Source organism: Priestia sp. P1_B12_1 (genome assembly GCF_056406695.1).
Window position 1 is genome coordinate 788718 of record NZ_JBFTZR010000002.1, and the last position, 25466, is coordinate 814183.

Consider the following 25466-nt stretch of genomic DNA (forward strand, 5'->3'; position numbering starts at 1 on the left):
GAATGGAGGACGTTATGAAAGAACCGTTCATTCATCCGCTTTATATTATTGAAAAACTGGAGACAGCCGGTTACGAAGCGTATTTTGTTGGAGGAGCGGTCCGGGATCTCATTTTAAATCGGACGATTGGAGATATTGATATCGCTACGTCAGCTAGGCCTGAACAAGTGATGGAACTCTTTCCTAAGACGATTCATGTAGGAATCGAGCATGGTACGGTTGTCGTTGTCCATGAGAACGAGACCTATGAGGTAACCACTTTTCGCTCTGAGGGAGAATATGATGATTTTCGTCGTCCCTCGTCCGTTACGTTTATTTCGTCTCTTATAGAAGATTTGCAGCGTCGCGATTTTACAATCAATGCAATGGCTATGAATGCAAAAGGGGAAATTATTGATCCATTTAATGGAAGAGAAGATTTGCGAAACCAGTTAATTCGCACTGTTGGAAATGCTAAAGAACGCTTTCATGAAGATGCTCTTCGTATGATGAGAGCCGTTCGCTTTGTCAGTCAGCTGGCTTTTTCGCTGTCTGATCAAACTAAAAGAGCCATTCAGCAATACGGTGAACTGCTGAGGCATGTTTCTATTGAACGTATTACAGTTGAATTCGAAAAAATGCTGAGCGGAAAGCGTCCGTCTTTAGCATTAGCACTTGTAGCAGATACGGAGCTGTATCGCTACTTGCCCCAATTGAATGTAGATCCGCAAAAATTCCGATCTGTTTGTGCACACGATTGGATGATGCTTCAGCGAGTATCGGAGTCATGGACACTTCTGGTACATCTACTCGACATTCAAGACAAGCAGGCATTTTTTAAAAGCTGGAAATTATCTAATAAGCAAATTAAAGATATTCAGCTTCAGTCTATTGGTCTTCAAGACGTTTTGGAAAATGGATGGTCAAAACGCATCATGTATACAATTGGAGAGCAGGCCAGCGTAAGCGTGAATCGTATTTTACAACTTCTTCGAAGCAATGAGCATATGAATGAACATGAGCTTCTTTACATCTATAGCGAGCTGCCTATTCATTCTTTAAAAGATTTAGATATAAATGGTCAAGATCTTTTAGTGTGGACAGGTAAAAAGGGTGGTCCATGGGTGTCTCAACTGTTAAAAGAAATTGAGGAGAAAGTTCTATACAATGAGTTAATGAACACGAAATCTTCAATAAGAAAGTGGGTGCAGTCTTGCAGTCAGATATAAGAAGAACGCTGCTTGAAATGTTTACGAACGCAGATGGGGACTATGTCTCCGGCCAAAAGATCAGCGATTTATTAGGCTGTTCAAGAACAGCTGTATGGAAGCATATCGAAGAGCTGCGAAAAGACGGCTATGAACTTGAAGCTGTTCGTAAAAAAGGCTATCGCATTGTAGGGAAGCCGAACAAAGTAAGCAGCAACGAGCTTTTATTAGGGCTCCAAACAACAAAAATCGGTCAGTATATTCATTATGAGGAAAGTGTACATTCTACTCAAAAAATTGCTCATCGAATTGCTCAAGAAGGAGCAAAAGAAGGAACGGTTGTAGTTGCTGAAGAGCAAACGGCAGGGAGAGGAAGACTTGATAGAGCGTGGTATTCCCCAAAATATACTGGTGCCTGGATGAGTATTATACTGCGTCCTTCTATCCCTCCGCAACAGGCTCCTCAGCTGACTCTACTATCAGCAGTGGCTGTTGTACAGGCCATTCAAGAAGTGACGAACCTTTCTCCAGACATTAAATGGCCTAATGATGTTTTATTAAATGGGAAGAAGCTAGTTGGGATTTTAACAGAAATGCAGGCTGATTTTGACCGGATTCATTCGGTCATCATTGGAATCGGCATCAATGTGAATCAGCAGGAAACGGATTTTAATGAACAAATCAAACACATTGCCACATCTTTACGTATTGAAAAAGGTGAAGAAATTAATCGTGCAGCTTTGATGCAAGCGTTTTTCTTAAAGTTAGAAACCCTTTACGAAGAATACTTAAAAAATGGCTTTGGTTTAATTAAAGTTCTTTGGGAAACATATGCGATCAGTATTGGCAAGCGAATTATAGCACGCACGATGACAGCCAACATTGAAGGCTTTGCAAAAGGTATAACAGATGAAGGTGTTTTATTGATTGAAGATGATAAAGGAGTTATACACCGAATTCATTCTGCAGATATTGAGCTCTCTGCTAAAAAATAGTAGAAAAATAAAGAAATTTTTATTATAATACGAGTATCAAGGTAGTATCGCAAGAACTTCACTTGATACTCGTTTTTTATTTTTAATACGACAATAAATCTGCCTTGATCCATTAAGGACTAGGACAGAGGGATGACGCGTAGGTAAGCACATTAGGTAAAGTGTGCTTTTTATAGATGAAGTCTGTCAAAGTCCTTCTTCCTTTTATAGGTAGAAGGACTTTTTGTGTGCAGACGTGCGCTCATCTCCTCTGAGAAGGAGGAGAAAGTTAGTGAAAACAAAATTAGATTTTTTACGTATGAAACAGAACAATGAACCAATTGTGATGCTGACTGCGTACGATTATCCGTCAGCTAAGTACGCTGAGGAAGCAGGCGTAGACATGATTTTAGTAGGCGATTCTCTCGGAATGGTCGTTTTAGGATATGACTCTACGATTCCTGTAACGGTAGATGATATGATTCATCATACAAAAGCAGTTAAAAGAGGAGCTGCTGATACATTTATCGTCACCGACATGCCATTTATGTCCTATCACGTGTCGAAAGAAGACACGATGAAAAATGCTGCTCGCATTATGCAGGAAAGCGGAGCTCATGCTTTAAAAGTAGAAGGTGCAAAGGATGTTCTTTATACAATTTCAGAATTGACGCAAGCTGGTATTCCGGTTGTTGCACATCTCGGGTTAACACCTCAGTCTGTCGGTGTCCTGGGCGGTTATAAAGTGCAGGGAAAAGAAGCAAAAGAAGCCAAACAGCTAATCCAAGACGCGATCAAGTGTGAGCAAGCGGGAGCTATTGCTGTTGTATTAGAATGTGTTCCTAAACAAGTAGCAAAACAAGTAGCTGAACGCTTGAGCATTCCAACAATCGGAATTGGAGCAGGAGCTGATACGGATGGTCAAGTACTTGTATACCACGATGTATTAACGTACGGAGTAGAGCGTGTGCCAAAATTCGTTCAGTCATTTGCGAAAATAAATGAGCCTATTTTACAGGGGCTTTCTCAGTATGTCAGTGAAGTGAAAAAAAGAGAGTTTCCGAAAGAAGCACATACTTTTTCAATGAAAGAAGAGCAGTTAACGGCGCTGTACGGAGGAAAATAAGATGAAAGTCATTACAACAATTAAAGACATGCAGCAGGAGATGAAAAAAGAAAAGCAGCTTGGACGTTCAATTGGATTTGTCCCGACGATGGGCTATTTGCATGAAGGCCACGCTACTTTGCTTGGAGCGGCCCGCACAGAAAATAAAGTAGTGGTGCTAAGTATTTTTGTGAACCCGACTCAATTTGGACCAAATGAAGATTTTGATACGTATCCAAGAGATTTTGAACGCGATGAGCGCGTGGCAAAAGAAGCTAACGTCGACTATTTATTTTATCCTTCAGTAGAGGAAATGTATAAGTCAAGCCGTTCAGTTGCTATAACCGTGACCGATCGTGTAGACGTATTGTGTGGACAGAAGCGCCCCGGACATTTTGACGGAGTAGCCACGGTACTAACAAAGCTTTTTCACATTGTAACACCGGATCGTGCATACTTTGGTAAAAAAGATGCACAGCAAGTTGCTATGGTAGATGGCTTAATTGAAGACTTTAATTTTCCTGTGGAGCTTAGAGCAGTAGATACGGTGAGAGAAGCAGATGGATTAGCTAAAAGTTCTCGTAACGTATATTTAACAGATAAAGAAAGAGAAGAGGCACCTGTTTTATTTAAGAGTTTACAAAGCGCTCTGCAGCTTCTTGAAAGCGGAGAGAAGCAAGTAGAAATTCTTAAAGAGACCATTCGAAAAGAAATTGAGCAATATACGAGCGGTAAAGTGGATTATATCGAGGTTTATACGTATCCAGAGCTAAAAACGATTAAGCAAACCGCTGGAAAAATCATTATTGCTTTAGCTGTTCAATTCTCTAAAGCCCGTTTAATTGATAATGTAATTGTAGACGTACAGGGGGATAACTAAATGTTTCGCACGATGATGAATGCTAAAATACACAGAGCTCATGTAACTGAAGCCAACTTAAATTATGTTGGCAGTATCACCATTGATGAAGATATCATCGACGCAGTAGGAATCGCAGCAAACGAAAAAGTCCAAATTGTAAACAATAATAACGGAGCGCGCTTGGAAACGTACGTGATTCCCGGCGAACGCGGGAGCGGGGTAGTTTGTTTAAATGGAGCTGCTGCAAGACTCGTGCAGCCTGGAGATATCGTCATCATTATCTCTTATGCGCTCGTAGCAAATGAAGAAGTAGCTCACCATCATCCAACCGTAGCGATTATGAATGAGCAGAATAAAATCCAACAATTGCTTAAACAAGAACCAGCTGGTACAATTCTATAAGAACAGTCCCCCTTTATGAGGGGGATTTTTATTTGAATACATACGCTAGTAAGTGAACGGTATAAACCTCTATACACACTAAAGTAAAACTTCTATGTATGAAAGCCTCTCTGTTTTTCACGAGAAGGAGTTGCGCTTTTAAAGCATATAGAGCAGGCTTTCACTTTATACTATAAAAAGACAGACTTGCGAGGTGTTGACCGTGAATAAACGCTTTGTTGTGGTAGATCTTGAAACGACGGGACATTCTCCAAAACAAGGAGATAAAATGATTCAATTTGCTGCTGTCATAGTAGAAGACGGCAAAATTGTTGAACGTTTTTCTAGTTTTTTAAATCCTGGTATGGATATTCCGCCTTTTATTACACAACTAACTAACATTCAAAATGATATGGTGAAAGATGCGCCTTTATTTGAAGAAATTTCACCTAAAATTATAGAATTGCTAGATGATGCTTATTTTGTTGCACATAATGTGGCATTTGATTTAACTTTTTTACAAGAAGAACTCTATCAGTGCGGAGAGGAGACGCTTTATAATTCAACCGTAGACACCGTCGAACTGGCTCGGATTCTGCTGCCTACAGTTGATGGGTACAAACTTAGCCAATTAGCTGAGTATTTACATATTGAACATGAAAACCCTCATCAAGCAGATAGTGATGCAGAAGTAACAGCACGTATTTTACTGTTACTAATTGAAAAATTGAAGAAGCTACCTCTAACAACCTTAAAGCAGCTGTATGCGCTAAGCTTGCACTTTAAAAGTGAAATTGGAGAACTGATTCAACAAGTTATAGATGATAAAAGCTATGCTGAGGATGATTCTTATGAATTTATACATGGGATTGCGCTAAACAAATATCAGCCGCATTCAGCTAATGAAAAGCAGAACTCTCATACTTACGAAATATTTGAAACTGAAAAGCAAAAGCTGTTCCATCAGGCTCTGCCATTGTTTGAAGAACGAAAAGGGCAGTGGGAGATGATGAACTTTGTACAAGAGTGCTTTGCGGGTAATGAGCATGCTTTAATTGAAGCCGGGACCGGTATTGGTAAAACCTACGCTTATTTAGTTCCTGCCGTGTTTTATGCTTCTGTTCATCATCACCCAGTCATTATCTCAACTAACACGGTAACGCTTCAGCAGCAAATCATCGAAAAAGATGTGCCTATTCTAGAAAAGATTGTTCCGTTTCCTGTTACAGCAGCTGTTTTAAAAGGAAGAGAACACTACATTAGTATAAGAAAATTTATTCAGCTCTTAAAAGAGCGCAATAATAATTACGATGCGATCCTAACAAAAGCGAAGCTGCTTATCTGGCTGACGGAAACGGAAACGGGCGACAGCGATGAAATAAACCTGCCTTCTGGCGGCAAACTTTTTTGGGAACAGCTAAATGAAAGCAATCCGTCTCCAAGTGATTTTAAGCATCCTTGGAAACTTTATTCTTTTTATGAACGAGCGCAGAACAGAGCGCAAAATGCCCACATAGTAGTGACAAATCATCGCTTGCTGTTGATGGATGTGATGAGTAATCATGAGCTGCTGCCTGAGTATGAACAGATTATTATTGACGAGGCTCATCACTTAGAAGACATTGCCGGAGAAGAGCTGGGGGAGCGCTTAGATTATTTTGCGGTTCATGCGCTATTAAACCGAATCGGAACTATTCAAGACAAAGGGCTGTTAAAAAAAGTTCATCATACCTTTGTAAAATATAGCATCGAGCTTAACACTGAACTGCTTCAAAACCTGTTTGTGCAGCTTCATTCTGAGTGCGATGACTTATTTCGTTTGATTCATTCTTTTGTCCAAAAAAGAATCGGCAATCAGCAGGGCGAGATTGGAAGAAGCAGCTATCGATATAAAGTGGAAAAAGAGCATGGGCATTACTGGACGGCTATTCAAGAAGCAGCGTCGCGCATTCGTTTTTTAATTCACGATCTTTTTACATGGAATGATGGGGCAAGACATTCCTTTGACGAACTATATGACAAAGTCACAAAAAATGAACAGTCGTCTCTTCATGAATTTCAAACGGCTGTTAAAGGATTTGAACACATATCTCAGCAAATAGAAAAGCTTCTGTTCAAACAGCAGAGTCATCACGTAACGTGGTTTGAGATTGAACCAAAAGGAGCAGCGAATGCTACGTATATCTATAGTCAGCCTACTTCCATTGCCGATACGCTGGCTGATGAATTTTTCGCTAAGAAACAAAGCGTTATTTTAACATCGGCTACATTGACGGTGAATGGAACATTTGATTATTTAATTCAAGAGCTAGGGTTATATGACTTTCAGCCTGCTCAACTCATTCTACCTTCCGAGTTTGATTATGAGAAGCAAGCTAGAGTCTATATTCCTCAAGATATGCCTGCTGTTAACGAAGTATCATTATATGAGTATAGCGCTATGATGGCAGAAAGTATTCTTGACGTAGCTAAAGTAACAAATGGTCGTATGCTGGTGCTTTTTACTTCATATGACATGTTGAAAGCTACGTATGGTTATTTAAAAGAGTTAAACGATCTTGAAGAGTTTGTACTGCTCGGTCAAGGAGTCACAACTAGAAATCGTAATAGACTGCTAAAGGACTTCAGCCAGTTTGAGCATTCCATTCTATTAGGTACAAATAGCCTGTGGGAAGGAATTGATCTGCCAGGAGATTTATTATCATGTCTCGTAATTGTCAGACTTCCTTTTTCATCGCCTAATCAACCTCTGCTGACAGCTAAATTTGAGCAGATGAAAAAAGAAGGAAAAAGTCCTTTTATGAATTATTCACTTCCTCAGGCCGTTATCCGTTTTAAACAAGGATTTGGACGGTTAATTCGTTCCAAAAGTGACCGAGGAGCTATATTTATTTTTGATAATCGCATTACGCGAACAGCATATGGATACCATTTTCTTCATTCACTTCCAAAAGTCCAGGTTGTTCAAAAAACGTTTTCGAATATCTTACTGGACTACAAAGAATGGTGGAATGAAAAGACTTGAGCATACGCTTAAGTCTTTTTTTATGCATACTGTTTCTTCACTTGAGAGACGATAGTAATATACTATGATAAGCAAATGAGGGCAGTGTATGATTAAAATATTGCTAAGTGCTGTACTGTTTTTTAGTTTTATGAACTGTTCGGCTTCAGCAGCTGTCATTAAAAACGTAGATTTTGGTTTGCAAGCTGATGAAGTAGTGATTACCTTTCTGCCTCTTTCAGCTGGAGAAGCGAGTCTGATTCAAGACGGAAGCGGTGAGACTATTTTGATAAATACCGGTAATGCATCTTCCTATCTCGAGCTAAAGAAGTGGTTGAAGCGATATAAAGTAAAAAAAATCAACCAATTAGTGATTACAAAACAGCAAAAATACTATGATTCAAATGTTCAGCGTGCTGTGAATGATTATCATATAAAGCGCATTATTGTCCCGGCTCAGTACCAGGCGGAATTTCAAACAGAGAAGTGGAAAGAAAATGATTTATTTCAGTTAACAGATAATATACACGTTGATGTCTTGCATGCATCGAAACAAAAAACAGCGGCTATGGATCTATTATTTACGATTGGAGAACATCGGATTCTATATGCAATGAGCAGCTCAGATGAAGTAGAAGAAAAGTTTTTACGCATTCCTCTTACCCATGTAGATGTATTAAAAATTCCTAATTTTGGAGAGGGAACGTTTTTTTCGAATACATTTTTGAAGCAATTAGATACACAGCTTGCCGTTATGTTTACGAAACCAGGCCGTTCCTATTCCCCTCGACTGCTTTCAAATTTAACAGCTGAATGGATTGAATTATATGATGTAAGAGAAGGGAGCGCTTACTCTATTAAAATGTCGCTAAAATCCTATGATGTGATGAAATTTTCTGCAAAATAAACAAATTTCCTTTTGCAAAAAGAGGTAAATTCCTTATAATATTATATATGTTTACTTATTTATTCGGTTTTTACGCAAAACGTACAGATGGGATTGATGAGTGAAAAAGATGACGATGGTTTTTGATACCTGTTATAATACGGATATCGTCATTTTTGCGTCGTGATAGACGAGCTAGGAGGTTTACAATGGAAAGTAGGATTGAAGTATTATCAACTGTCCGCGTGGAAAATTCCTCGGATTTATATAAAATTGTTGATAGTTTGAATCGCACGTTGAAAAAGCAAGATTTGATGTTCGGATTAGCGTTAGATGAAGAAGATCAAAGCAAAGCTGTATTTACAATTTATCGTACATAAGTAGGGGTTTTATGAAAAAGTTAATTATTGTAGCGGTAGCTGCTGTGCTTTTAATTATCGGGGGCATTTCTTTTAGCATTTATCACTCGTCCGTGAAGGATGTGCAGTCTGCTGAGGAAAAAGCAGCATCTCAAGCAAAAAAAGAATTTAATTTGAAATCTGTCACAAGCACCCAGCCATATTTCGGCAATCATGCATTTTATGTAGTAGAAGGTACAAACCGAAGCAATCAAAAGGTAATTGCTTGGATGCCTAAAAGCAAAAAACAAACAGCAGTTTTAAAGAAAGCAAGAAGCGGGATCACAAAAGAAAAAGCCATTTCCATTGTGAAAAATGATAAAAACCCGCAGGAAATTAAGTCGGTGCGCCTAGGCATTGAAAAGAAAAAGCCGCTGTGGGAAGTAACATATGTGGATAAAGATAAGAAACATTTAACATACTATTATCTTGATTTCTCTAGCGGTGAATTTATAAAACGATACAGCTTATCTCAATCATAAATCGTTTATACCATATGAAATGCCATATGTGTCATAATATAAGATTTCAGCGCTTTATGAAAATGAAGCCAATTTTTTATCTATAATCAGCCCGCGGGCTGATTATAGCTTTAGTTCATAGGGGGAGATTTTAGTGAAGTTAGCAAAACGTGTATCAGCATTAACGCCATCATCAACATTAGCGATTACAGCAAAAGCGAAAGAATTGAAAGCGGCTGGTCATGATGTGATTGGACTTGGAGCAGGGGAACCTGATTTTAATACGCCGCAGCACATTTTAGAAGCGGCTGTCACAGCAATGAATGATGGTCAGACAAAATATACGCCAGCAGGCGGCCTTGCACCATTAAAAGAAGCGGTAATTGAAAAATTCAAACGCGACCAAGGCCTGACGTATTCACCTTCTGAAATTATTGTTTGTACAGGTGCTAAGCACGCACTGTATACGTTATTTCAAGTTCTGTTAGACGAAGGTGACGAAGTGATTATCCCAACTCCTTACTGGGTAAGTTATCCTGAGCAAGTAAAGTTAGCAGAAGGTACACCAGTATTCGTTGAAGGTTCTGAAAATAACGAATTTAAAATCACACCTGAACAATTAGAAGCGGCTATTACTGCTAAAACCAAAGCTGTTATTATCAATTCACCAAGCAACCCAACAGGTATGATTTACACAAGAGAAGAGCTTCAAGCTTTAGGGGAAATTTGCTTGAAGCACGATATTTTTATCGTATCAGATGAAATTTATGAAAAGCTTGTATACGGTCAAAATGAACATGTATCGATTGCACAGCTTTCACCAGCGTTAAAAGAAAAAACAATTATCATTAACGGTGTTTCTAAGTCACATTCCATGACGGGCTGGCGCATTGGATATGCAGCTGGTGATGCTACAGTTATTAAAGCGATGACAAACCTAGCGAGTCACAGCACGTCAAATCCAACATCTATTGCTCAATATGCAACAATTGCTGCGTATAACGGCACTCAAGAGCCGGTGGAAATGATGCGACAAGCTTTTGAAGAGCGTCTAAACGTGATTCATGAAAAGCTGATTAACATTCCAGGGTTCTCATGCTTAAAGCCACAGGGTGCTTTCTACTTATTCCCTAACGCAATTGAAGCTGCAAAGTTAACTGGCTTTGATACAGTTGATGCTTGGGTAGAAGCTATTTTAGAAGAAGAGAAGGTAGCCCTAGTTCCTGGATCAGGATTCGGTTCACCTGAAAACGTACGTCTTTCTTATGCTACATCACTAGATCTGCTAGAAAAGGCATTAGAACGAATTCAATCATTCATGACTCGTCACATGAAATAAAAAAGTAACAATAGGTAGAAACAAAAGAGCTTTTTAGCACAAATTACACGTGTTAGAAGGCTCTTTTTGTTTGTTACTTGTTATTATGTTTGTCGAAATGTATAATAGGATGGCATACATAATTACGAAATGTAAGTTTTTTGGAGGGATATTAATCGTGAAAATTACGATTTCAGAAGCAAGCAAGCATGTAGGAAAAGAAGTAACAATTGGTGCTTGGTTAGCGAATAAACGTTCAAGTGGTAAAATTGCCTTTTTACAGCTGCGCGATGGATCAGGATTCATGCAAGGGGTAGTTGTAAAAGCTGAAGTAGAAGAAGAAACTTTTAAATTAGCTAAATCTATGACGCAAGAATCATCACTATATGTAACAGGTGTAGTACGTGAAGATGAGCGCTCACCGTTTGGCTATGAGTTAACAGTTACAAGCCTTGAAGTTATTCATGAAGCTGTTGATTATCCAATTACGCCAAAAGAACATGGAACAGAGTTCTTAATGGATAACCGTCATTTATGGCTGCGTTCTAAACGTCAACATGCTGTTATGAAGGTTCGTAACGAAATTATTCGTGCAACGTATGAATTCTTTAACGAAAACGGGTTTACAAAAGTAGATCCGCCAATCCTAACAGGAAGTGCTCCTGAAGGAACAACAGAATTATTCCACACGAAATATTTTGACGAAGATGCATATCTTTCTCAAAGTGGACAGCTTTATATGGAAGCAGCGGCAATGGCGCTTGGAAAAGTATTTTCATTCGGTCCAACGTTCCGTGCTGAAAAATCTAAAACACGCCGTCATTTAATTGAGTTTTGGATGATTGAACCAGAGATGGCTTTCTACCAATTCGAAGATAACTTGAAAGTACAGGAAGAGTATGTGTCTCATGTTGTACAGTCTGTTTTAACAAACTGTAAGTTAGAGTTAAATGTACTAGGCCGTGATACATCTAAGTTAGAACAAATTAAAGCGCCATTCCCTCGTATTTCGTACGATGACGCTCTTAAATTCTTACATGAAAAAGGATTTACAGACATTCAGTGGGGAGATGACTTTGGAGCACCGCATGAAACGGCTATCGCAGAAAGCTATGACAAGCCGGTATTCATTACACACTATCCAACGTCATTAAAACCATTTTATATGCAGCCAGATCCAACAAATGAAGACGTAGTATTATGTGCAGACTTAATCGCACCAGAAGGCTACGGAGAAATCATTGGAGGCTCTGAACGTATTCATGATCAAGAGCTTTTAGCTCAGCGTGTAGAAGAGCATAAATTAGATACTGAAACGTATAAGTGGTATTTAGAGCTTCGCAAGTATGGCTCAGTTCCACATTCAGGATTTGGTTTAGGCCTTGAGCGTACGGTAGCATGGATTAGCGGTGTAGAACACGTTCGTGAAACGATTCCATTCCCACGCTTATTAAACCGTTTATACCCGTAAGGAAGTGAAAAAAGTATTCTGACTCTTGTAGTCAGGATACTTTTTTAGCTTTTTTTATGAATCATAAAAAGAAAAGATAAACGAGGCTTTTACTTATATCATAAGGAAACAAAGGCAAACATAGAAAAGAGTCTAACTTAAAAGGGAGTTGCAATTCTCGAAAAAATAAGTTAGTGTAATATTCTTGGAAGGAAGTCATCGTTCGTATATATTTTATATGTGCAGAGCAATGGTACGGTTTCAGCGGAAAGTTTTACATAGAAGCTTTTTTAGCTTCGAATAATTATTACTTTGACTATAAACTTCATGATATACTAACTACTGAGGTGTTCGGATATGAAAAAAGAAACGTTAATTGAATGGTTTGAACAAGGCACAGTTTCAATTCCGAAGCTGCTGTTTAATCACTATAGCGATTTGGGAATGAACGAAACGGAATTCATGACGTTAATGCATATTTATGTTTCCATTGAAGGCGGTGAAGGTTTCCCGACACCTAACGAATTGGCGGCAAAAATGAGTATTTCAAGTGCTGTCTGCATGGATACGCTGCGAGCATTAATTCAGCGCGGCTTTTTATCTATTGAGCAAGATCAACAGCAAAACGCCCTTATTTGTGAACGTTATTCACTAAAACCGCTTTGGGAAAAGCTTATTCATCATATGATGCAAGAAACAAGAGAAGTAGAAAAAAACGAAGAAGAACAAGAAGAGCTTAATTTATATACAATGTTTGAAAAAGAGTTCGGCAGAGCATTGTCTCCGTTTGAATGCGAAACGCTAGCGATGTGGATTGATCAAGATCATCATGATCCCATTATTATTAAAGCGGCACTAAGAGAGTCGGTGATGTCTGGAAAATTAAACTTCCGGTATATTGATCGTATTTTATTTGAATGGAAGAAAAATGGTATTCGGACCATTGATCAAGCCCGCAAGCATAGCCAAAAATTTCGTCAAAATCAACAGCCCAAAAAACTATCTTCTGTTAACCCTTCTCAGTCTACATCAGCCATTCCTTTTTTTAATTGGCTAGAGCAATGACAGGATAAAAAGCTGCTTCAAGATCCAAGTAATTGAATCTTGAAGCAGCTTTTTTAAAAGAATACGGACAAGAGTAGCATTTGACAGGAACCCTATTGTAAAATAGGAGGGAACTACCTGTAAGAAGAAGGAGAACTAGTATGTTAACGTTAAAACAAATCAGACAGTGTCTAGATGCTATGGCGGAAATGTTTCCTGACGCTCACTGTGAGTTAAATCATCGGAATCCCTTTGATTTAGTCATTGCTGTAGCGCTATCTGCTCAGTGCACAGATGCTTTAGTCAACCGCGTAACAACAGATTTATTCAAGAAATATCAAACGCCTGAAGACTATTTAGCCGTTTCGTTAGAAGAGCTGCAGCAAGATATTAGATCAATCGGCTTATATAGAAATAAAGCTAAAAATATTCAAAAGCTCTGCCGTATGCTCATTGATGAATACGGAGGAGAAGTTCCAAGAGATCGTGATGAGCTGACTAATCTTCCAGGAGTAGGGCGTAAGACGGCTAATGTTGTTGTATCCGTAGCTTTTGGAGTACCGTCAATAGCAGTAGATACGCATGTAGAACGTGTAAGTAAACGCCTTGGGATTTGCAGGTGGAAAGATTCCGTTTTGGAAGTAGAAAAAACGCTGATGAGGAAAATTCCGAAAGATGAATGGTCCGTTACGCATCATCGACTTATCTTTTTTGGACGCTATCACTGTAAAGCACAGTCTCCTCAATGTCATGTCTGCCCGCTTCTTGATCTTTGCCGAGAAGGAAAGAAACGAATGAAAGGAAAAGAGAAGAAGACAGATGTTACCAATTGAAGTGCCGTCACATTTCCTATGCGAACCATTCTATTCAAAAGAAGATCGGGTTTTTGAAGTGGATGAAAAAAATGGAAGAAGTTATTTTGCTTATGATATTTTATACGATGTACATAAAGAAACGAAAACACCTTGGAGGGATGTTCAAAATAATATACGGCCATTTTTTGAGAAGTGGGAAACTCAAAGGGAAGAACTGTATACGCTTTTTTCTCAGCGAAAAGCAAAAGAAGCAGCTCCTTGGATGAAACAAGCTGCTGCTATGTATATTAGTTTACTGTTTTGGATTAATGGACAGCCCGTTCGGCGTTTAAATCGGCTGCAAGAAGATATAGCAGACCTAACCTATAAGCCTATTAACTGTGCTGAGAGACTTATGTTTTTGCTGCAGCGAGTTTCTTCTTATCAAGCGTATATTCAGCTGACAGAATTATTTAATGAGCTGCGTAAGCAATATGCAAAAATGCTTATTCTTCAGAAGCAATAAAGCCCCTACACGTGTAGGGGCTTTTTACTGCTACGTTAATTTTCAGTTGTTGGCTCTTGCTGCGGTGTAGCAGGTGTTGACGGCGTCGATGGTGTAGCAGGTGTTGTTGGTGGTGTTTGGCTTCCTGAGTCACTTCCACCGTTGTCTGCTGGAGGAGTTGTTGCGCCTCCGTTATTATTGTTGTTGCCGCTATTACCATCGTTAGCATTGCCGCTATCATTATTGTTATTATCGGTGTTGCCGCTATTGCCGCTATTGCCGCTATTGCCGCTATTGTTACCGCCGCTATTGCTGCCATTATTGCTGTTTTGGTTATCATCCGGCTGAGTAGATGAATCGTCACCTTGATCAGAGCCGTTGTTTTGATCAGTGTTGCTATTGTCTTCATTTTGATTATCGTCCGTTGTTCCGTCATCTTCAGGCTTAGTAGAATCATCTTCGGTAGCTTGATCTGATGAATCAGGGACTTTTACAGAAGAACTAGCGCTTTCGCCCGTATTTGTTGTTACGGTGAAACTATACGTTGCGCCTGGTGCTGGGTTGGAAATTGTTTTTCCACCGGCTCCTGCGCCAGATGCGAGTTGTTCAGAACCGTTAGGAGATGACATTGTGACTGTAAAGGTCGTATCGCTGGCTGCGTTTGACGCTGACCAGTTAACTGAAATTGCTCCTCCGCTATACGAAGCAGTAATTTTTGGCTTCACATCTTTATTGTCATTTTTCTCTTTTTTGTCCTCTTTTTTATCTTCTTTCTTTTCTTCTTTTTCTTTCTTCACAAATGTTTGAGATACTTTTGTCGGTGCAGTACCGCGCACAAAGTATTCTTTAGTAATTAAGCTCGAAGGAGTAGAGCCGCTTGGGCGTTTTAAGTCTTTGCCCGTTGGTTTTTCCACGGAACGTTCAACTACGCTGTCCGGCTGCTTGAAACTTCCTTTAGGTTTGCCTTCAGAAATATGAGTAATAACATGCTTAAAGATATTTTTTGCCATGCCTGTTTCATTAGCACTTAAAATATAGCCGTCTTTGGCAGTTTCATAGCCTGTCCATACAGAAATCGTATAGTTTGGCGTAAACCCATTAAACCAAACGTCTTTTTCACCAGCGTCTGGAATATTGTATCGTTGTTTTTCTGCAGCACTAAAGTTCGAAGTTCCTGTTTTACCCGCAATTTCTAACCCTGGTGTACGAACAGCACGAGCTGTACCATATGATTCGTTTACAACAGATTTCATCATGTCCGTCATCATAAATGCCGTGTAATCTTGCATTGCGCGTTTTGGTTTTGGCGTTAAATCAATTTCTGTTCCATCTGGGAATTTTACCTTTGTCACTGTATGCGGTGCATTGTACATACCTTCATTTGCAAAAGCACTATAGGCTCCAGCCATTTGTAGAGGTGTAACACCCGTACGGAAGCCTCCGATAGAATAAGCCTCAGAGTAAGCTTCGCCGTCTTCTTTGTCTAATTTTAGACCAAGACCTGTAGCGAACTCTTTTGCTTTGTCCGCACCAGTTGCTTGGAACGCTTTTAAAGCAGGGATATTTAGTGAACGCCCTAAAGCTTCACGTGCTGAAACCCATCCTTTATAGTTACGTCCAAAGTTTCGGATTGGCGTGCCGTCTGAATAATGATATTCTTCATCTTTTAACGGTTGTCCTGTAGACCACTTTAAGTTCTCGATCGCCGGACCGTAATCTAAGATCGGCTTAATTGTTGAGCCGGGCTGACGTCTCATATTTGTTGCAAAGTTTAAGCCGCCTGATACACGATTACGTCCGCCTCCAATTGCTTGAATACCGCCTGTTTCATTATCTACAACGACAAGACCTGCTTGGAATTTATCGTTCGGGAAGTTGACTACTTTGTTGTTCATCACATCATCCACATAGTCCTGAGCATTAGTGTCAAGCGTTGTATAAATTTCTAAGCCCGCAGAAAATGGATCCGCGTCTGTTTTCTTTTTTACTTCCTCGATTACTTGATCAATAAATACATCGTACTTAGATGTTGATTCAGTTTGTTTAGCTAAATGAGCCTGTACATCTACTTGTTTTGCTTTGTCGGCCTCGGCTTGTGTAATGAAGCCGTTTTTAGCCATTAAGTTTAATACTGTGTTACGGCGTTTAGTAGCATTCTCTGGGTTTGTAACTGGGTTATAAGTAGTTGGCGCTTTTGGTAAGCCTGCCAACATAGCAGCTTCATCAAGAGTTAAATCTTTTACGCTTTTAACTCCGTAAAATTTCTCAGCTGCTCGTTCAATACCGTATACTTCACCTGATGCGAAATATATTTTGTTTAAATACATTTCAAGAATTTGTTGCTTCGAATATTTACGCTCAAGCTGGTAAGCTAACCACATTTCTTGTACTTTACGTTTAACCGTCTTCTTTGGTGATAAGAACGAATTCTTTACCACTTGCTGAGTAATCGTACTACCGCCCTCAGCACCGAAACCGTTTTTAAAGTTCGCCATTAATGCTCCGCCAATTCGGTAAAAGTCGACGCCGTGATGCTTATAAAAACGAACGTCTTCCGTAGCGATAAATGCGTTTTTGACGACTTGAGGGATTTCATCGTATTGCACATATGTACGTTTTTGAGCTCCAATTTCTTTTACAACTGTCTTTCCATCGTTTGCATATACTTTAGATGAAAAAGAGTTTTTTAATACCGAGTCATCAACTTTTGGAGCATCGCTTACCATAGCAAAAAAAGTTCCCACTCCGGCAATGAGCCCGATGATTCCTATCAGTAAAACTGCGGCAACAATTTTACGAAATAGGCCTCCTTTTTTCTTCTTTTTCGGTTTTCCTTGAGATTTACCTTCTGGTTTGTTGTCATTCATAGCTCTTCGTCGTTCTTCACGAGAGCGATAATTATCTGACATAAAAACTCCTACCTTTCAACGCATTGTAAGAGAATGATTTCCGTAAACATATATATCATACTCTTAAAAGTATAATTTATCTATAGTTTTTATGTAATCGATTCTCGGATGGTAACCAAGTTCGATGAAATGTCCTTTTTTTTCAATATCTGCCTTAGGGATTGATTTTCGTCCATCTTTTTTCATGGCATCCCAATAAGGAAAAAGGAACTGTGCTTCGAACAAGTATATTTCTTGTAAAGTAGAGAACATTAATATAACGAAACAAATCCCGTTTTGTTTCACAATTTGCTTCATATGTTTAATTTGATGTTCATGAAAATTACGCAGCGGAAATGAGGTTTTATTTCTCGTTTCTTTTGCTTCAAAGTCAAGGTGTTTTCCTTTATAGACTCCATTATAGTCTGTAGTAGAAGCCTGTTTAAAATAAGCTTCTTTGATAACAGCGGCACTTCTCTTCGGATAGTCTACTTTTACAATTTGAACAGGGGTTGGTTTTTTGTGAACAATGGCTATTCCTTTTGAAACATAGTATTCGTTTGTTTCGTTTAAATCGTCCTCCAGCGTCATACCACGATTGCTATAGCTAGCTTCTAGCTTTTTAGGGGAAGGACTGCTGGTATTCAATGGCTTATAGGCCTTTCCGTTAGGATAGCGAATCATAACCATCACTCCTTTAGTGTAAATCTATTAAACAAACAAATTCTATTATACCAAATCCTACAAATAAAAATAGATGAAAGAAGATGAAGAGATGTCACTCAATAGTTCGGAACAAGCGCTGTTGACGGCGATTAAAAAAACCACAGACAAGCTGAATATTGATAATATATCAAGAACCCAGGCTTATGCAACTTTTTATCATAGATATCCTGAAGTAAAGTGGGCATTTCTCGCAAGTATGGTATCACGAAATGCAGGGTGGAATATGTGTGATTTGCAAGGGAAGAACATGAAAAAAGCGTTATCAAAGCAAACGCGCGATTTATTATTTTTGACGTATGAAAGAGCAAATTGGCTTATTTTTAAAGATGCCTTCCCACAATTACTATTGTATGCTGTTTCGCGTAAAAAACATGTCTCTTACGCTCATTTACTTCCCTATTTAAATGTTTCATCTTTTATCGAAGAGAAGTGGAGACAATTTATGCAGAGACCTTGTGAACTGCAGCTTATTCATGCGTTAATTGTGAATGAGCAGCATGTTATTCAACAGCCCGTTATTGAACAGCCTTTTTATCAAGATAGAGTATTTAAAAGTGCGCTGTTTTTTTTTCAAGATATATTCCACTTTAGTTCCGTCCTTTTTCCTACTACAAAAGGGGAATTATACGGTTGTTCTGTTCATGATTTTACAAAAGTAAATAATCGGATTGATTTGGGCAAGAAATTAGCGGCTTTATTATTTCATGAAAAGTATTATCCCTTGTTTTATGAATTTTCTTTGAAAACAAAGCATACGGGGTCGAGATACGATTATGAGCAGTATTTTGTGGATGAAACCAGTTGTACACCTGCACTTCGAAAGGTGTATCCGGTTATTAGACATCATGAAAAAAAGAGAGAAAAGTGGTTTTTAACAAAAAAAGAGGAACAAAAGCTCATGAAAAAGCCGCATTTTCCAAAGAAAGTTCATTTTACAAAGTGGTATCTTCAAAAGCAAAAGCAGCTGCATATATTAATGAAAGTAGCGCAATTAGTTAATGTAAATAAAAACGGTCACAAGTGACCGTTTTGTTCTTAAGTAGAAGGCTGGTTAGGACCGTTTAACTTTTTAGGATCACCGTAGGTTTTTGTTTCAGGCTTATTTTTAGGCTGTGATTTTTGCTGTTTGTTGGCCATGTCTAGGCACCTCCTATCATGTTGTAATGAACGTTCAGCAGCAGAATGTATCTCCTTAGCTGAAATGTCTATACTAGTGTTTTCAATATGTTCTCTTTCGATTCACCATAAATGAAAATGTCGAAAACATCTTTCTTTGACGAATAGAAACTAGTTTTGTCATGTGTGAAGGGACATTGAATAAAAAAGAGAATACGTTATGCAAAGGAAAATTTGGAGGGATGGCGATGAAACAAAGTATGGTTAAAACAAGCGAAATGATGACTTTATTAGATAGCTTACTAGAGCAAGTAGATTTAGTGGATAAAACGATGTCTACATCTATAAATGAAGCATTTACACATTGTGAAGAAACATATATGGAACAAGTTCATCGCATTGACCAATCACTGCAAGAAATTGAAGTAGCTGTGTACGAAAGCATGCCTTCCGAAACAGAATGGAGTAGAAGCCGAAGAGAAATGGTTCTTCATACAGTATAAAGATTGTTTATGTTACAATAGTCATCGTAGAGGTGACGAATAACGATGAATGAAGATGTGAAAAAAAGTACGGAGATCATGTTTCAATATAATGAAGTAGCTGTAGAACGATTAGCGTCTATTCAACAGGAAGAAAATTATGAAGTGAAATTTTTTGAAGAAGTAAAGCCTTATGGAGATATTTTCTTCAAAGAACTTGATGAATGGGCTAGTCTCGTAACGGAATGGCTGAAGAAAGAGCGACCAAAATATATTCATGTTAATCAAGTAGAGACGTTAAAAGAAAATTTACAAAACGTTGTACTACAGTCATTTTATCCCGAGACGCGAGAAAAGCGATTTAAAAAGATGTATCACTCAAATAAGTATGTGCTCGAGTCGATATTGAATAATTAATCCCGGCCTTCCGTTGAGACTTATAAGGTGGGGATTTTCTATGTATGCCTAAAGAGAAAACTCTTTAGGCATTTTATCATTATCAATAAAAAGTTAATCAAAATCTTTTTGTGATTGGATAGAAACAGCTGGGTGATCTTGTGAAGCAACTGTATCGATATGATAATCAACTTTTTCGGTATGTTTAGAAGCAACGGCGTTATTTGTTTTATTTACTGCACCTTGTCCTTGTTTTTTATGATCAAAATGTTTTCCACGACTCATGAAATAAACCTCCTTTATTGAATACTACGTTAAAGCCTTTATAGTATAAACAAGTCAAAAAAGAAGTATGTGTCCACTTTATAAGAAACAAAGAAACCACCGATTTCTCGGTGGTAGTAAAAAAATTAATCATCTTGTGCACTAAAATCGGGCTTAGTAGCTCCAATTTGTTCGAGTTCACGTACAGCGGCTTTGTAATTCATAGGAGTTAAAAAACCTTTTAAATACTGCTGCTGAGCAAAATCGAGTAATTCATTACTTGACTGCGGCTCATACTGTTTCACCGCAATAAAAGCTTCTTGAAGTTCGTTCACATACATGTAAATTCCCTCCTAATCCCCGTTTGTGCCACTACGTATCGTAGTATCACTTGTTCTTATCGTACCATATATTTAAATAATCTCGTTTTTTTGAAAAATTTAAACTTTCGACAGAAACCTACATATTTTTGAATGTGTTTTCCAAAAGTACAAGTAGACGAACGTCACCTCTTATTTCTGCATACATACTATATATTATGTAATATTAAAAAGGAGGTATTGATTTTGCATGTATACAAGTAAGCATTATCCGTATTATGAGCAACATCAACCAGAACGTTTTGATTTAAGTCAGGTACATCCATTTCCGCAGTATCATCAGCAGCCATGGACGGAAGCTTATATGCCGCAACATCCGTACGCTCAGCAACAAATGCCTTTTGGCCCTCAGCAAATTCCCTATATGAACGGAATGTACCAGCAGCCCATGTACAACAATGCAGGTGCGCCTTTTAATCCATATCCTAAAGGTCAGCAGCAAAAGCCTCAGCCATCTCAATTTCAGTCATTAATGTCTCAGTTTAAATCGAGTGATGGCAATTACGATATGAACAAAATGATGAATACTGCGGGACAGATGATGGGAGCCATGAACCAATTAACATCCTTAGTAAAAGGGTTTTCCGGGATTTTCAAAGTATAAGGACTAGAAGTTGTTTTCTAGTCCCAGCTTATTATTTTTTCTGTTGATTTTTCAAATAGTTTTCTCCAAGAAGTGCAAATACTTCATTGTAAGTTAGTCCAGACTGCGCATTTAAACGTTTGATTTCTTCGACATCTGTGGTTGATGAAGTTAAAATTCGATGCTTGTTTTTTTTCATAAAAGCTCTCCTTTTCTATTTCTATGTAAAATGAATAACGCTCCATCTTAGTATATTTCCAAATGTGCACCTTCTATAAGTGGAAAAAAACGCCGAAGACATTCGTAGTTCTTCGGCGTTTTTTTGCAATAAAGATGAGCGTTTAGAGAAATTAAGAGCGGCGAGTAGAACGGCGAGAGCGGCGAGTAGAACGGCGAGAGCGGCGAGTAGAACGRCGAGAGCGGCGAGTAGAACGACGAGAGCGGCGAGTAGAACGGCGAGTACGGCGAGTAGAACGGCGAGTACGGCGAGTAGAACGGCGAGTACGGCGAGTAGAACGACGAGAGCCGCGAGAAGAGCGACGCGTACCGCGGGTAGAACGGCGAGAGCTGCGGCCAGTGCTACGAGAAGAGCGACGTGGCTTTGTTAGTGGACCGGCAGTTGGCTCTTGAAACATAAAAGATTTCAGTTCTGTACATTCTAGGGCTTCAGCAGCCTCTTTAATTTTTTCAGGTGTAATATGCAATACAAAAACCTCCTTGTCAATTGGACTAGGTCTTGCATTAATAGAATACGCGATGATGCTTGTCCTTGATATGAGTCAAAAGTGGAGTTTGCGGAAATAGTTGATGCTGCGGGGTATCATGGAGAATTTACCCTTCATATACTTTAATAATTGAAGAAAGGTGGTCGAATCATGAAGCAAAAAGAAATCCCTCAATACGCTCTGTTTGTGAATGTAAAAGATTTAAAGGAAATGCAAAGAGATATTTGGTCAGAAGAAGCGGTTCAGGCAACGATGAAGTTTAACAAAAAACGCTACGATATTGATTTGCTCCTAAGAGGCTCCCATATTCGGAAGATGAAGAAAAAGTCATATTATATTGAATTTTATTCTCCGAAAATATTTCAGCGCGCCAAAGAAATACATCTAAACGCTGAATACAAAGATCCATCGCTTATGCGCAATAAATTGTCCCTCGATTTTTTCTCTTCTTTAGATGTTTTATCTCCCCACTCTCAGTTTGTCACTCTTAAGATTAATGGGAAAAATGAAGGAATATATCTTCAGCTCGAATCGGTAGATGAACTATTTTTGAAAAAAAGAAATTTAGCGGATGGATCTATATTTTATGCAGTAGACGGAGATGCTAATTTTTCTTTGATGAGCGATTTGGATAAAAAGCCAAAAACAACTTTGTTATCTGGATATGAAGATAAAGCAGTGAGAGAAGGAGACGAGGAAAAATTAGAAAAGTTTATATTTAATCTTAATACATGGACAAATACAGAATTCGAACAGAATATTGAGAAGTACCTGAACGTCGACCGCTACTTATCTTGGTTAGTTGGTATTATTTGTATGCAGAATTACGACGGTTTTGTCCATAACTATGCCCTCTATCTAAATCATGAAAGCGGGCGCTTTGAACTGATTCCATGGGATTATGATGCAACTTGGGGAAGAGATGTAAATGGAAAAGTAATGGAAGGAGACTATGTACGTGCACAAGGATTTAATACGCTTACAGCTCGCTTACTGGCGGTGAATAGCATTAAAAAGCGATATATTCAAAAAATGAACAATGTTCTAAATAATCAATTTACAATAGAATACATGAAACCAATCATTTATCAACTGCATGATTATATTGCTCCATATGTATTAAAAGATCCTTACGTAAAAGATAACTTGGAGCAATTCTATAAGGAACCAGACCTTATGCTTTCTTTCGTAAAAGACCGAACAGCGTACATTAAAAGTCATCTTTTTGATTTTTGAATTTTACTAGACTGATAGGCAAAAGTGGAATTTAAGAATAATAGGCAAATGCAGGAAGACAATAGCTGTACATGATACGTATATATACATTATGAATGACCAATAAGGACAATTAATAAGGAGGAAAAATAATGAGTAACTATTACTACGACCAAAATCAAGACCAAACTCAAAATGCAAATCGTAGTCGCGCTCGTAAAGTTCAACAATCTGAAAGCACGGGCTACTCTGCCCACTTTAAACCATTAAAAGGGAGAGTAGTAACTGTCTATCGCGGGGGGCCTGAATCTAAAACGGGATATTTAATCGACGTTCAATCAGATTATTTAACACTTGCTCTTGAAACAAAACAAAATAACAACCAGCAAAATAATCAACCGGCGCAGCTTATTCCACAACAGCAATATACATTTATTTATTACCAGCTCGCTCATGTTAAAAGCATTACAGAGGATACAAAGTCTAATTCCGCGCAAACATTTTCTGGATTTAATAGTGAAGTAGAACTGCACAGAGCCAACACATTTGCAGGCACTTTATTATTGATGAAAGATAAACAAGTGCAAATAAATCAAGGAGGGCCAGAGAAAAAATTGGGTAAGATCCTTGATGTATTAGGCTCATTTGAATCTGCGTATGTCGTATTACTAACAGAAGATGACGGCGTCGTTTATATCAATGTAGAGCACATAAAGAGTGTAAGTGAAGTTGTAAGCAAAAATACGCCTGTTGTTCCGCAAAACCCATTATTAGTTGAAGAAACACCTGAGTATATTAAAGCGAAAAGTTTCAATGAACTGTTTGAAGAGTTTTCGCATAGATGGGTAGCTATTAACGGTGGAGGGCCAGAGGCTGTAGAAGGTGTGTTAGTTCAAAGTCGCAATGGAAACTTTACTCTTGTACAAAATAATCAAGTTTTACGTTTACAACCAAGACACGTAAAAACCATTGCCTTAGGATCAAAAGGATCTTTCAAGCAAAATGAAGAAAATTCTGAGCAAAATGGAGATACAAATGAAGAAGATTCTGTGCAAGAATCAACTACAGTAGATAAAACCGGAGGTCGCACGGATGGCCGTACTGGAGACCGTACCGGAAGACGTACAGGAAGACGTACAGGAGGTCGCACAGACGATCGCTCGGGAGGTCGCCGTACGGGTTCACGCTCTTCAACACCAGGTGAAAAAGTTATTAAAACGAAAAATTATCGTTGGAAAGCATGATGAACTGGAACATAAAAGGTGCTTATAAAGCACCTTTTCTATCATATAGGAAAAAGGAGGAGAATGAGTATGAGTATGAATCATTATATTGATAAAATTGTTGAAGTCGATATATCAGGTAAAACAACGTTTGTAGGAAAACTTGTTGATCTCGGGTTAGATGTAATGGTTTTATATAATGGACATGATTATTTGTATATTCCCCTTTTACACATACATCGCTTGCGAGAGGTTTCAGAAGAAGATTATACACCTTTACGAACCATAGAAGAGAACTTAATAGAAGAAAGTCAGCGGATTTCTTATCGTAATATTTTACAGCAGGCAAAAGGGAAATTTATTGAAATTTATGTAACGGGAGGGAAATCATTGCATGGCTATATCACAAGCGTGCTGAATGATTATCTTGTGTTTTATTCTCCAGTGTATAAAAATGTCTTTGTTTCTCTACATCATTTGAAATGGCTCACTCCTTACAGCAATGAGTTAACCCCTTATTCTTTAAGTGACAAAGAGCTCCCAGTAAGGCCCGCCTCTGCACCTTTTGTCAGAAACTTTGAAGAGCAGCTTAAAAAATATGAAAATCAACTGGTCGTATTAGATTTAGGGGATCAATCAGAAAAAATTGGCGTACTTAAAGAAGTTTCTAATAATATTGTTGAACTAATTACGGCAAATGGAGAAAGTATGTATTGGAAGTTAGCTCACGTAAAATCTGTACACTTGCCTTAGAAAAAGAGACCTCGCTTTCGTCTCTTTTTTTTATGTGCTTATCAGGACAGGTATATTGAATAAACAAATGAGATGATTTAAATTTTTTAGAAAATTATGTTGACAATAAAGAAAATCTTTATTAAAGTTAGTAACAACAAACGTTAACCACCAACAATTATATAGAACTCTTATCAAGAGTGGCGGAGGGACTGGCCCTGCGATGCCCGGCAACCATCAAATGAAACATTCATTTGAACGGTGCTAATTCCTGTGGAACATCAGTATTGTTCTAACAGATGAGAGAAATCGTGTATAAACGAACACTCTTCCATCTGTGAAGAGTGTTTTTTATTTTGAGTTAAGG

The 25466-nt window shown here is 38.4% G+C and carries 28 protein-coding genes and 1 riboswitch; of the genes, 21 read left to right on the forward strand and 7 right to left on the reverse strand.

All coding sequences use genetic code 11. From position 1 onward, the window contains the following. The first annotated feature begins 14 nt into the window (after window positions 1–14). The 14 genes from AC1D0Y_RS09460 to AC1D0Y_RS09525 all read left to right on the forward strand — a co-directional run bounded on the left by AC1D0Y_RS09460 (window position 15) and on the right by AC1D0Y_RS09525 (window position 14390). Window positions 15–1208 (forward strand): CCA tRNA nucleotidyltransferase, encoded by a 1194-nt coding sequence (locus AC1D0Y_RS09460; RefSeq protein ID WP_477707521.1) that lies wholly within the window; start codon window positions 15–17, stop codon window positions 1206–1208. After that, window positions 1193–2182 carry a bifunctional biotin--[acetyl-CoA-carboxylase] synthetase/biotin operon repressor gene (locus AC1D0Y_RS09465; RefSeq protein ID WP_028407962.1) on the forward strand — a complete coding sequence of 330 codons (990 nt, stop codon included), beginning with the start codon at window positions 1193–1195 and terminating at the stop codon, window positions 2180–2182. The genes AC1D0Y_RS09460 and AC1D0Y_RS09465 overlap by 16 nt, the downstream gene beginning before the upstream one ends. A gap of 271 nt (window positions 2183–2453) precedes the next feature. After that, window positions 2454–3287, forward strand: coding sequence for a 3-methyl-2-oxobutanoate hydroxymethyltransferase (panB, locus tag AC1D0Y_RS09470; RefSeq protein WP_028407963.1), 834 nt, complete (start codon window positions 2454–2456; stop codon window positions 3285–3287). A 1-nt stretch (window position 3288) separates the two neighbouring features. After that, on the forward strand, window positions 3289–4146 hold the full coding sequence (gene panC, locus AC1D0Y_RS09475; protein WP_477707522.1) for a pantoate--beta-alanine ligase: 858 nt from the start codon (window positions 3289–3291) through the stop codon (window positions 4144–4146). Beyond that, the gene (gene panD, locus AC1D0Y_RS09480; RefSeq protein WP_028407965.1) at window positions 4147–4530 is read left to right on the forward strand and encodes an aspartate 1-decarboxylase; all 384 of its coding nucleotides are present in this window, start codon (window positions 4147–4149) and stop codon (window positions 4528–4530) included. It begins immediately after the preceding gene. A 202-nt stretch (window positions 4531–4732) separates the two neighbouring features. Beyond that, entirely contained in the window at window positions 4733–7534 is a 2802-nt protein-coding gene (gene dinG / locus AC1D0Y_RS09485) for an ATP-dependent DNA helicase DinG (RefSeq protein ID WP_217599216.1), read from the forward strand. A gap of 88 nt (window positions 7535–7622) precedes the next feature. Continuing rightward, complete coding sequence (locus tag AC1D0Y_RS09490) at window positions 7623–8420, forward strand: ComEC/Rec2 family competence protein (protein ID WP_060745789.1); 798 nt, start codon at window positions 7623–7625, stop codon at window positions 8418–8420. 188 nt (window positions 8421–8608) lie between these two features. Beyond that, window positions 8609–8779: a YpmA family protein gene (locus tag AC1D0Y_RS09495; RefSeq protein ID WP_013056102.1), complete on the forward strand. Its 171-nt coding sequence runs from the start codon at window positions 8609–8611 to the stop codon at window positions 8777–8779. Window positions 8780–8790: 11 nt separating this feature from the next. Further along, the gene (locus AC1D0Y_RS09500) at window positions 8791–9279 is read left to right on the forward strand and encodes a cell wall elongation regulator TseB-like domain-containing protein (protein WP_477707523.1); all 489 of its coding nucleotides are present in this window, start codon (window positions 8791–8793) and stop codon (window positions 9277–9279) included. Window positions 9280–9412: 133 nt separating this feature from the next. Further along, a complete protein-coding gene (locus AC1D0Y_RS09505; protein ID WP_060745790.1) occupies window positions 9413–10597 on the forward strand; it encodes a pyridoxal phosphate-dependent aminotransferase in 1185 nt (394 codons plus the stop codon). Window positions 10598–10754: 157 nt separating this feature from the next. Further along, window positions 10755–12047, forward strand: a complete 1293-nt coding sequence (gene asnS / locus AC1D0Y_RS09510) for an asparagine--tRNA ligase (RefSeq protein WP_028407969.1) — start codon at window positions 10755–10757, stop codon at window positions 12045–12047. Between the two features lie 336 nt (window positions 12048–12383). Continuing rightward, window positions 12384–13091 (forward strand): DnaD domain-containing protein, encoded by a 708-nt coding sequence (locus tag AC1D0Y_RS09515; protein WP_028407970.1) that lies wholly within the window; start codon window positions 12384–12386, stop codon window positions 13089–13091. A 140-nt stretch (window positions 13092–13231) separates the two neighbouring features. Next, complete coding sequence (gene nth, locus AC1D0Y_RS09520; RefSeq protein ID WP_060745791.1) at window positions 13232–13903, forward strand: endonuclease III; 672 nt, start codon at window positions 13232–13234, stop codon at window positions 13901–13903. Beyond that, on the forward strand, window positions 13890–14390 hold the full coding sequence (locus tag AC1D0Y_RS09525; RefSeq protein ID WP_060745792.1) for a YpoC family protein: 501 nt from the start codon (window positions 13890–13892) through the stop codon (window positions 14388–14390). The genes nth and AC1D0Y_RS09525 overlap by 14 nt, the downstream gene beginning before the upstream one ends. A 35-nt stretch (window positions 14391–14425) precedes the next feature. Here the strand turns inward: AC1D0Y_RS09525 and AC1D0Y_RS09530 are convergent, their stop codons facing one another. Then, window positions 14426–17278 carry a transglycosylase domain-containing protein gene (locus AC1D0Y_RS09530; protein ID WP_477707524.1) on the reverse strand — a complete coding sequence of 951 codons (2853 nt, stop codon included), beginning with the start codon at window positions 17276–17278 and terminating at the stop codon, window positions 14426–14428. A 63-nt stretch (window positions 17279–17341) separates the two neighbouring features. Next, complete coding sequence (gene recU / locus AC1D0Y_RS09535) at window positions 17342–17941, reverse strand: Holliday junction resolvase RecU (protein WP_060745794.1); 600 nt, start codon at window positions 17939–17941, stop codon at window positions 17342–17344. Window positions 17942–18014: 73 nt separating this feature from the next. Here recU and AC1D0Y_RS09540 point away from each other — a divergent pair, with 73 nt between their 5' ends. Then, window positions 18015–19007, forward strand: coding sequence for a DUF2515 family protein (locus tag AC1D0Y_RS09540; protein ID WP_060745795.1), 993 nt, complete (start codon window positions 18015–18017; stop codon window positions 19005–19007). Between the two features lie 11 nt (window positions 19008–19018). Here the strand turns inward: AC1D0Y_RS09540 and AC1D0Y_RS09545 are convergent, their stop codons facing one another. Further along, entirely contained in the window at window positions 19019–19120 is a 102-nt protein-coding gene (locus AC1D0Y_RS09545; protein ID WP_016763465.1) for a hypothetical protein, read from the reverse strand. A 227-nt stretch (window positions 19121–19347) separates the two neighbouring features. Between AC1D0Y_RS09545 and AC1D0Y_RS09550 the strand changes: the two genes are divergently transcribed. Together AC1D0Y_RS09550 and AC1D0Y_RS09555 are read left to right on the forward strand one after the other, a co-directional pair. Beyond that, window positions 19348–19602, forward strand: coding sequence for a hypothetical protein (locus AC1D0Y_RS09550; protein ID WP_029325131.1), 255 nt, complete (start codon window positions 19348–19350; stop codon window positions 19600–19602). 45 nt (window positions 19603–19647) lie between these two features. Continuing rightward, window positions 19648–19998 (forward strand): YppE family protein, encoded by a 351-nt coding sequence (locus AC1D0Y_RS09555; protein ID WP_013056113.1) that lies wholly within the window; start codon window positions 19648–19650, stop codon window positions 19996–19998. A 93-nt stretch (window positions 19999–20091) separates the two neighbouring features. Here AC1D0Y_RS09555 and AC1D0Y_RS09560 read toward each other — a convergent pair whose 3' ends face one another. Both AC1D0Y_RS09560 and AC1D0Y_RS09565 read right to left on the reverse strand, forming a co-directional pair. Then, window positions 20092–20262 carry a hypothetical protein gene (locus AC1D0Y_RS09560; protein ID WP_167387310.1) on the reverse strand — a complete coding sequence of 57 codons (171 nt, stop codon included), beginning with the start codon at window positions 20260–20262 and terminating at the stop codon, window positions 20092–20094. A 125-nt stretch (window positions 20263–20387) separates the two neighbouring features. Next, on the reverse strand, window positions 20388–20582 hold the full coding sequence (locus tag AC1D0Y_RS09565) for a YppF family protein (protein ID WP_013056115.1): 195 nt from the start codon (window positions 20580–20582) through the stop codon (window positions 20388–20390). A 229-nt stretch (window positions 20583–20811) separates the two neighbouring features. Between AC1D0Y_RS09565 and AC1D0Y_RS09570 the strand changes: the two genes are divergently transcribed. Continuing rightward, a complete protein-coding gene (locus AC1D0Y_RS09570) occupies window positions 20812–21225 on the forward strand; it encodes a YppG family protein (protein ID WP_028414073.1) in 414 nt (137 codons plus the stop codon). A 31-nt stretch (window positions 21226–21256) separates the two neighbouring features. On the opposite strand, the gene AC1D0Y_RS09575 is transcribed toward AC1D0Y_RS09570, so the two are convergent. Together AC1D0Y_RS09575 and AC1D0Y_RS09580 are read right to left on the reverse strand one after the other, a co-directional pair. Then, window positions 21257–21403, reverse strand: coding sequence for a hypothetical protein (locus AC1D0Y_RS09575; protein ID WP_165635688.1), 147 nt, complete (start codon window positions 21401–21403; stop codon window positions 21257–21259). Between the two features lie 151 nt (window positions 21404–21554). Continuing rightward, complete coding sequence (locus AC1D0Y_RS09580; RefSeq protein WP_477707525.1) at window positions 21555–21908, reverse strand: CotG/ExsB N-terminal domain-containing protein; 354 nt, start codon at window positions 21906–21908, stop codon at window positions 21555–21557. A 168-nt stretch (window positions 21909–22076) separates the two neighbouring features. On the opposite strand from AC1D0Y_RS09580, the gene AC1D0Y_RS09585 reads away from it, so the two are divergent. From AC1D0Y_RS09585 to AC1D0Y_RS09595, 3 genes are all read left to right on the forward strand, one after another. Next, the gene (locus tag AC1D0Y_RS09585) at window positions 22077–23165 is read left to right on the forward strand and encodes a CotH kinase family protein (RefSeq protein ID WP_371264468.1); all 1089 of its coding nucleotides are present in this window, start codon (window positions 22077–22079) and stop codon (window positions 23163–23165) included. Between the two features lie 131 nt (window positions 23166–23296). Next, window positions 23297–24388, forward strand: a complete 1092-nt coding sequence (locus AC1D0Y_RS09590; protein WP_217599220.1) for a spore coat protein — start codon at window positions 23297–23299, stop codon at window positions 24386–24388. Between the two features lie 69 nt (window positions 24389–24457). Further along, window positions 24458–25120 carry a hypothetical protein gene (locus tag AC1D0Y_RS09595; protein ID WP_033578431.1) on the forward strand — a complete coding sequence of 221 codons (663 nt, stop codon included), beginning with the start codon at window positions 24458–24460 and terminating at the stop codon, window positions 25118–25120. A gap of 167 nt (window positions 25121–25287) precedes the next feature. Further along, a riboswitch (SAM riboswitch) is annotated at window positions 25288–25405 on the forward strand. Window positions 25406–25466 lie beyond the last annotated feature (61 nt).

Coding starts and splice junctions, on each gene's coding strand:
- AC1D0Y_RS09500 (WP_477707523.1), top strand. CDS start 8,791: ATGAAAAAGTTAATTATTGTAGCGGTAGCTGCTGTGCTTTTAATTATC.
- AC1D0Y_RS09540 (WP_060745795.1), top strand. CDS start 18,015: ATGAAAGAAGATGAAGAGATGTCACTCAATAGTTCGGAACAAGCGCTG.
- panD (WP_028407965.1), top strand. CDS start 4,147: ATGTTTCGCACGATGATGAATGCTAAAATACACAGAGCTCATGTAACT.
- AC1D0Y_RS09595 (WP_033578431.1), top strand. CDS start 24,458: ATGAGTATGAATCATTATATTGATAAAATTGTTGAAGTCGATATATCA.
- AC1D0Y_RS09550 (WP_029325131.1), top strand. CDS start 19,348: ATGAAACAAAGTATGGTTAAAACAAGCGAAATGATGACTTTATTAGAT.
- AC1D0Y_RS09565 (WP_013056115.1), bottom strand. CDS start 20,582: ATGTATGTGAACGAACTTCAAGAAGCTTTTATTGCGGTGAAACAGTAT.
- AC1D0Y_RS09575 (WP_165635688.1), bottom strand. CDS start 21,403: ATGAAAAAAAACAAGCATCGAATTTTAACTTCATCAACCACAGATGTC.
- AC1D0Y_RS09495 (WP_013056102.1), top strand. CDS start 8,609: ATGGAAAGTAGGATTGAAGTATTATCAACTGTCCGCGTGGAAAATTCC.
- AC1D0Y_RS09525 (WP_060745792.1), top strand. CDS start 13,890: ATGTTACCAATTGAAGTGCCGTCACATTTCCTATGCGAACCATTCTAT.
- AC1D0Y_RS09530 (WP_477707524.1), bottom strand. CDS start 17,278: ATGTCAGATAATTATCGCTCTCGTGAAGAACGACGAAGAGCTATGAAT.
- recU (WP_060745794.1), bottom strand. CDS start 17,941: ATGATTCGCTATCCTAACGGAAAGGCCTATAAGCCATTGAATACCAGC.
- AC1D0Y_RS09560 (WP_167387310.1), bottom strand. CDS start 20,262: ATGAGTCGTGGAAAACATTTTGATCATAAAAAACAAGGACAAGGTGCA.
- AC1D0Y_RS09515 (WP_028407970.1), top strand. CDS start 12,384: ATGAAAAAAGAAACGTTAATTGAATGGTTTGAACAAGGCACAGTTTCA.
- panC (WP_477707522.1), top strand. CDS start 3,289: ATGAAAGTCATTACAACAATTAAAGACATGCAGCAGGAGATGAAAAAA.
- AC1D0Y_RS09460 (WP_477707521.1), top strand. CDS start 15: ATGAAAGAACCGTTCATTCATCCGCTTTATATTATTGAAAAACTGGAG.
- AC1D0Y_RS09570 (WP_028414073.1), top strand. CDS start 20,812: ATGTATACAAGTAAGCATTATCCGTATTATGAGCAACATCAACCAGAA.
- AC1D0Y_RS09490 (WP_060745789.1), top strand. CDS start 7,623: ATGATTAAAATATTGCTAAGTGCTGTACTGTTTTTTAGTTTTATGAAC.
- AC1D0Y_RS09590 (WP_217599220.1), top strand. CDS start 23,297: ATGAGTAACTATTACTACGACCAAAATCAAGACCAAACTCAAAATGCA.
- AC1D0Y_RS09555 (WP_013056113.1), top strand. CDS start 19,648: ATGAATGAAGATGTGAAAAAAAGTACGGAGATCATGTTTCAATATAAT.
- AC1D0Y_RS09545 (WP_016763465.1), bottom strand. CDS start 19,120: ATGGCCAACAAACAGCAAAAATCACAGCCTAAAAATAAGCCTGAAACA.
- nth (WP_060745791.1), top strand. CDS start 13,232: ATGTTAACGTTAAAACAAATCAGACAGTGTCTAGATGCTATGGCGGAA.